We start from the raw sequence: 6,744 nt of genomic DNA on the forward strand, positions 1-6,744 counted from the left end.
ATGTTATCGCACCTGCCGACGCCCCGCATGCACCTTCTGGCCCGTCTCGCCGCGACGGGGCTGTGGCTGTGCCTCGTCTCCGTCACCCAGGGGGTGCATGCGCAGGCTCCGCCGTACGAACACCCGCTCTTCACCGGACCCGTCCACGAGGCGCCGCCCCAGCCGTTCGACCTCGAACACCTCCGCCTCGACGCCCGCCTCGACCCGGGCGAGGGAACCCTCTCCGCCTTCGCGCGCCTCCGAATGACCGGCCTCGGAGACTCGCTCGCCACGATCCTGCTCTCCGCCCGCGACCTCGCCGTCGACAGCGTGCGGATCCGCCTCGACACTCTGGCCTTCGTCGCTGCCTTCCGCCTCGGCGGCGCGGATTCGCTCCTCATCCTGCCCGACACGCTCCCCCCGCCCGGACGACCGTTCGAGGTAGAGATCGCATACACGGCCCGACCGAGACGCGGGCTATACGTCCGCCCCGCCGCCGCACCGGGCGGGCACCCGACCCTGTGGACGAGCGCCGTCCCCGGAACGCAGGCGCACTGGCTGCCCATCCCGCCCGCCCCCGGCGACCGCTTCACGACGGACCTGCGTCTCACGGTGGAGCGGCGCATGCAGGCGCTCGCGCCCGGACGCCTCGTCGAGACTCTGCCGAACGAAGACGGAACGGTCACGTTTCGCTTCGCGAGCGAGAAACCGTATCCGTCGCATGTCCTCGTCATGGCGGTCGGCGTCTTTGCGGCGGAAGAGGCCGCCCCCCTCGTCGGCGGGCGGGAGATGACCTTCGCAAGCGTCGCACGCCCCGACCGCACGGCCGAGGCGGCCCGGACCTTCGCCCACGCGCCGGCCCTCGCACAGTTCTTCTCGACCTATCTCCGGTATCCGCTTCCCGGCCCCGGCTTCACGGCCCTGGCCCTCCCGGACCTCTTCCCCGAACGGATCACCGCGCCGCACCTCGCCCTCGTCGATGACGGCTACCTCGTCGACCGCCCCGCCGCCTTCGACGAGAACCCGGATGAGCCCCTCTCCGAAGCGATCGCCGCGCAGTGGTTCGGGATGCTCATCTCTGCCGACTACTGGACGGACCGCTGGCTCGACGACGCTCTGCCCGCTTTTCTGAGCGCCCGTTTCCTCGCAAACGAAGGCGGTGAGGCCGCGCTTGAACTGCTCATGGAATCCTTCGCCGAACGCTATTTCGCCGAGGCGCAACGTTATCGCCGACCCCTTGTGTGGGATCAGTGGGAAGATGCCTCCGATCTCCTCGACGCGCACGGGCGGGACAAGGGCGCGTGGGTCCTTTTCATGCTGTGGAAGCGGATGGGCGACGAGGCGTTCCGGCGCGCCCTCAACCGATACCTCCACGCCTACGACTATGCGGCGGCGGGGAGCGAGGATCTCCGACGGATGCTCGAAGCGGAGGCGGACGTTCGGCTCGATGACTTCTTCGACACGTGGGTGTATGCCGCCGGGCATCCCGTCCTCGACGTGAACTATGCGTACGACCCCGCGCGCGAACGCTTGTCGGTCACGGTGCGACAGGCGCAGGAGGGGTTCCTCGTGCCCGAGGTCTTCGAGGCCGATCTCGAAGTGGAAGTGCGGACGCTGGCCGGGCCGGAGCGCTTTCCGATCCATCTCTCGCGGCGGGAACAGACGTTCTCTTTCCCACTCTCGATGCCGCCCCGGTACGTGCTCGTGGACGCGGGCGACGGGCTCCTTGCCGAGATCCGGACGGATCAGCCGGCGTCGGCATGGGTGGGGCAGCTCACGCGCGCCGACGCGCCGGTGCAGCGCCTTCGGGCCGCGCGCGCGCTCCGGGCCTTTCGCACGCATCCCGACCTGCTTCTCGGCCTGCGTTCGGCCTTCACCCGTGAGGCCGAGGCGCGCGTCCGTGCGGCTGTGGTCGAGACGATGGCCTCCTTGCCGCCCTCGCCGTCGGTGAAGCGGGCGCTCCTCTCCGCCCTCGACGACGACGCTCCCGACGTGCGCCGCGCCGCGCTCGAAGGCCTCACCGCCTACCCCGACGACGACGCCGTGGCCGGACGCGCGCTGGCGCTGGCGAACACCGACCCGAGCGCTCGCGTCCAGGCCGCCGCGGTGCGCGTGCTCGCCCGCCTCGGCGCACCGAACGCGCTCGACGTGGTGCGGTCGGCCCTTGTCACCCCCTCTCACCGGGACGTCATCCGCCGAACGGCGCTCGCCGTGCTCCCCGACCTCCCGATGCCGCCCCGCGAAGCGTTGACCGTTGCGCTCCGTTCCTCTACCGCAGACCAGCCCGCGCGGGTTCGCGCCGCCGCCGTCCCGTTGCTCGCGCACCTCGCCCCCGACCACCGCCGCGCGCGTCGCCGCCTCTTCCGGCTCCTCGCCGATCCGCATCCCGTCGTCCGCCGCGCCGTCCTCGAAGCCCTCGCCGCGATGGGCACCCCAGAGGCGCGGGAAGCCCTCGAACGACGCCTCCCCGAAGAGCCCGAGCCGAGCCTCGCGCGAAGCATCCGACGAGCCCTCGACCGCCTCTCCACCTCCTCCGGCGCATAGGCCGCCCTCCACGCGCCGATCCCCCGAGCGCCCGTCACCGATTCGCATGCCTTATCGAACGGCTCGTCGTTGAACATCTACCATTCAGGCCATTTCCAGAGGTATGGGACGATTCGTGCCCTGATCTTATCGTAGCAAAACCGGTTCACTACGAACTAATTCTCTGGCGGCAAGCTCCCCACAAACGTCGTAATTTCAGAAATTTAACTCACACGACCCATGCAAGCTGTGGCCAATTATGAGACAACGAACCCTCTGTCTGAACTGATCAGCGACGAGGTGTACGAAGTTCTTGCCGCCCACAATCTCCTCAGTGAGAAGGGCGTACGGGATTACCAGATTCGTCGGCGTTTTCGCACGATGAGGCGTCAGAACATCCCGGCGTATGACGCCATCGAGCAGTTGCGTCTGGAGTACCCGTATCTTCAGTTCGACACCATCCGCAAGATCGTCTACAAACTCAACGGCGGAAAGCGGGGTTGAACGCCGTTTCCGGCAGAGCTTACGGCCGACGGGTTCGCGCGGCCGCAAAGAGCAGGATGCCCGCCGCCACGGACGCATTCAGTGACTCCGTCGGCCCCCGCAACGGGATTGCCACGCGATAGTCACAGGCATTCTCGATTTGCGGGCGCAACCCCCGCTCTTCGTTGCCGATCACGAGGGCCAGCGGGCGGTCCCAGTCCATCTCCCACACCGACGTTTCTCCGGTTCCCGTGGCGCCCGCCACCCAGTAGCCCCGCTCCTTGAGTTGCTCGATGACGCCGACGAGATTGCCCGCCCGGGCAATGGGGATGCGCAGAGCAGCGCCGGCGCTCGCCTTGACGGCCGCGGCATTGAGCGGCGCCCTTCTGTGCCGGGGCACGATCACACCCGCCACCCCGGCCCCCACCGCGCTTCGGAGGATCGCCCCGAAGTTGTGGGGATCTTCGATCCGGTCGAGCAGCAGCACGATCGGCTTCTTCTCGCGCACCACGTCCGTGTCGGCGGCGATCTCGTGGAGCATTTCTTCCACTTCCCGGTACGCGACGGGTATGGTCACGGCGGCCACGCCCTGGTGCGCCACACCGGGCGCCAGCCTCGCAAGCCGCGCGGCGGGCACCTGTTGCACCGGGACGCCTTCGGCTTTCGCCAGGCGGCGAATCTGCTGGATCCCGCGCCCGGCCAGCCCCTGCCGGATCATCACCTTCTCGATCCGGCCGTCTCCCCGCTCCAGCGCTTCCCGCACGGGATTTCGCCCGACGATCAGCCCCTCTTCGACAACCCCTTTCTTCATGTGCATTCCCCGGCGTTTTTCAGCGCCCTCGCGCTTCGGCGGAGGCCTGTTCCCTTGAAGGTTCCCCCGCCTAATAGACCCTCTGCTCCGATTCCGAGGCCGTGGAGGCCGCAAGGAAGTGGCACGTCACCAGGGTGCCGCCCTCTGCGTGAGGCCGCACGTCGAGCACGCCCTCGATCATCCGGGCGCGATACTTCATGATGCGAAGCCCCATGCCTCCCGCCTCGGGCGCTGACTCCGGGATGCCGATGCCGTTGTCTCGCACGGAGAGGGTCACAATTTTTCCTTTCTGGAGGAGGCTCACTTCGAACCGGGTGGCCTGGCTGTATCGCATGGCGTTGTTGAGTGCCTCCTGGGCAATGCGATAGACCTGTGTGGCCACTTCGGGATCCCGGATATAGACCGGCTCCGGAGCAATCAGCTTGCATGGAATGCCGGTGAACCGCTCGACCGAGAACGCCAGCCCCTTCAGCGCCTGCGCCAGACCGTCGGCTTCCATCGTGACCGGGTTGAGCCCCTGCGCCAGCGCTCGCGCCTGCGTCATCGCCTCTGCCACGAACTGGTCCACCTCCGCGATGATTTCGGCTTCTTCGGTCATCTCCTGCGAGCGGAGACGCTTTTCCAGTTGCGCGATCTTAAAGCGCGTGCCGGCGAGGAGTTGCCCGAGACCGTCGTGCAAATCGCTTCCGATCCGGCGTTGCTCGCGCCCGCTGATCTCCAGAATCTCCCGCTCCAGCCGTTTCTGTTCGGTGATGTCCACGAGCGAGACGAGCACACGGGAATAGTCTCCTTCATGACCCGGCGGCACGGCCCATCGAAACGTGATGTCGCGGTCGTTCCCGCGCAGGGTGCGCACCGTCGTCTCGAACTCCATCAGCGTCTCGCCGCGGAGCAACGCCTGAAGCTCCCGTTTGAAGGCCTCCGCCATCTTTTCCGTGGCCTCGCCATTGGCGAACGCGTTCCGGAGTTCTTCCGGATGATCTGCCTCGAACATCCTTACGGCGGCCTGATTGACGCCGAGCAGACGCACCCGCTGAGCGCACGCCGTGAGCACTTCCGGATGTTGTTCCAGATATTCCGGCACATCCTTGACGCCGTCGAGGGGGAGCAAATCGAGGAAAGACTTGACGCCCGACAGATCCGCTTCCCAGATCGCGATGGGCGAATGCTCGAACAGGCCCCGGAACCGCACCTCGCTCTCTCGCAAGGCCTCTTCGGCCCGCCGCCGCTTCACGATGTGCCGCCACCCGCTCATGACCCGATCCACCGTGCGAGGCATCTGGATGAGCATCTCCTCCGACTTCACGACGTAATCCATCGCGCCCGCCTTCATCGCTTCCACGGCCACCTGCTCGTCGCCGTGGCTCGTCATGATGATGACGGGGTAGAGGGGCATCCCCCCCTCCATCGCCAGCAGCTCGATGCCGTCGCCGTCGGGCAACCGGAGGTCGACGATGGCGAGGTCCGGAAGCGAACGGCCAAGCCGCCGGCGTGCCTCCTTCAGCGTGGCCACGTCCGTCAACGCCACCTGATCTCCCCGCATCTCGAAGGCGCGCCGGATCAATTCTTTGTGCGCTTCCTCATCCTCTACCAACAAAATATCCATACGGTCCCTGCTCTAAACGTCCCCCGGAACGAACGGTCCCGGCCGGTCCTCGTCACCGGCGCTTTCGCCGCTACGGCCACGGGTAATGATTCCATCCCAGCCAGTAGTATCCCAATTCTCTCATCAGACTCGTGAAACGGGCAAAATCGAGGGGCTTCACGACGTAACTATTGACGCGATGTTCGTAGGCGCGGACCACGTCCTGTTCGGCCTCCGAAGTAGTCAGGACGACGACCGGAATCATGTGAAGGTCTTCGGAGGCCCGGATCTGCCGCAACACTTCGAGGCCATGCACTTTGGGAAGCCGAAGGTCCAGCAGAATCATGTGCGGGCGGGGCGCATCTTTATACTCGCCACGCCTGAACACAAAGTCAAGCGCCGCTTCACCATCGGTGAGGTGAATGATATGGTTCTCCGCGCGATAGTCCTCCAGACTCCGAAGCACCAACTCCGCGTGCGCGGGATCATCTTCGACCAACAGGACCGTAAAGGGCTCCTTCGCCATATTCCCTCGGCGCAAATACGTCTCTTCCGTTTATCCCAGCGTCTTTCACTGCTCCTGATTTCGGATCACTGATCCCGCCCGGCGATGTATGATTACATCGACCCGGAACGATCAGACCTTAGCAACGCTGAGGGCGCGTGGAGGGGGATGACTCATTTCCTTGAACCGATCGCTGCGCATATCCCGCGCACCATGCCGGGGCCGCCGACCAAGCGCCCCCTTTGATGCGTGATACCCGGAAAACACGTCTTTCCCCCCTCCCGGCCCACCGGGAAGAGGAGACTAGTATGCAGAGGCGAAAACGCCATCCGTACGACCCAGCGCCTGATCAGGCGCCCTATGCACGCGGATGGGTTGGCCCGGTTCATTTCCGGAGTGTTATTATACACATCTTCGGCGATAATTATCCGTTCATCCGAGCCATCTTCAAAAAGACACGGTCCTCGCCGCCTTTTTCATGCGAAGCAACACATGCAAGGGGCGTTCTCATCACACGCGCTTCAGGAGTCGCCCATTGCCTCGCCCGCCGGAAGCGTAAAATAAAACGTGGCGCCGGTCGTATCGGCTCCCGACTCGACCCAGATGCGCCCGCCGTGCACCTCCACGATCCGCTTGACCAGCGCCAGACCGATCCCCGTGCCCTCCACCCGGTTGTTCAGTCGCTCGAACAGATCGAAGACCTTCTCGTGATACCGGGCGTCGATGCCCATACCGTTGTCCCGCACCCAGCACAGCACCTCGCCTTCGCCCTGCCGCCGCGCCCCGATCTCCACCCGCGGACGGGGCTGGTCTCCCATGAACTTGACCGCGTTGTCGATCAGGTTCTGGAACACTTCG

The 6,744-nt window shown here is 65.7% G+C and carries 6 protein-coding genes; 2 read left to right on the top strand and 4 right to left on the bottom strand.

The window, feature by feature from the left end:
• Positions 1-27 precede the first annotated feature (27 nt).
• Positions 28-2,523: a M1 family metallopeptidase gene (locus AC1HIY_RS14610; protein ID WP_479577533.1), complete on the top strand. Its 2,496-nt coding sequence runs from the start codon at positions 28-30 to the stop codon at positions 2,521-2,523.
• A gap of 219 nt (positions 2,524-2,742) precedes the next feature.
• On the top strand, positions 2,743-3,006 hold the full coding sequence (locus AC1HIY_RS14615) for a hypothetical protein (protein WP_479577534.1): 264 nt from the start codon (positions 2,743-2,745) through the stop codon (positions 3,004-3,006).
• Positions 3,007-3,025: 19 nt separating this feature from the next.
• Here AC1HIY_RS14615 and rlmB read toward each other — a convergent pair whose 3' ends face one another.
• From rlmB to AC1HIY_RS14635, 4 genes are all read right to left on the bottom strand, one after another.
• On the bottom strand, positions 3,026-3,796 hold the full coding sequence (gene rlmB, locus AC1HIY_RS14620) for a 23S rRNA (guanosine(2251)-2'-O)-methyltransferase RlmB (protein WP_479577535.1): 771 nt from the start codon (positions 3,794-3,796) through the stop codon (positions 3,026-3,028).
• Between the two features lie 70 nt (positions 3,797-3,866).
• A complete protein-coding gene (locus tag AC1HIY_RS14625) occupies positions 3,867-5,402 on the bottom strand; it encodes a PAS domain-containing sensor histidine kinase (RefSeq protein ID WP_479577536.1) in 1,536 nt (511 codons plus the stop codon).
• 70 nt (positions 5,403-5,472) lie between these two features.
• Positions 5,473-5,907: a response regulator gene (locus tag AC1HIY_RS14630; protein ID WP_479577537.1), complete on the bottom strand. Its 435-nt coding sequence runs from the start codon at positions 5,905-5,907 to the stop codon at positions 5,473-5,475.
• A 500-nt stretch (positions 5,908-6,407) separates the two neighbouring features.
• On the bottom strand, positions 6,408-6,744 hold a 337-nt coding region (locus AC1HIY_RS14635; protein WP_479577538.1), incomplete at its 5' end, for a sensor histidine kinase.

Source organism: Rhodocaloribacter sp. (assembly GCF_056451265.1).

What these genes read in the sequence shown, in the direction of transcription:
- AC1HIY_RS14625 (WP_479577536.1), bottom strand. Translation starts at nt 5,402, where the DNA reads ATGGATATTTTGTTGGTAGAGGATGAGGAAGCGCACAAAGAATTGATC.
- AC1HIY_RS14630 (WP_479577537.1), bottom strand. Translation starts at nt 5,907, where the DNA reads ATGGCGAAGGAGCCCTTTACGGTCCTGTTGGTCGAAGATGATCCCGCG.
- AC1HIY_RS14615 (WP_479577534.1), top strand. Translation starts at nt 2,743, where the DNA reads ATGCAAGCTGTGGCCAATTATGAGACAACGAACCCTCTGTCTGAACTG.
- rlmB (WP_479577535.1), bottom strand. Translation starts at nt 3,796, where the DNA reads ATGAAGAAAGGGGTTGTCGAAGAGGGGCTGATCGTCGGGCGAAATCCC.
- AC1HIY_RS14610 (WP_479577533.1), top strand. Translation starts at nt 28, where the DNA reads ATGCACCTTCTGGCCCGTCTCGCCGCGACGGGGCTGTGGCTGTGCCTC.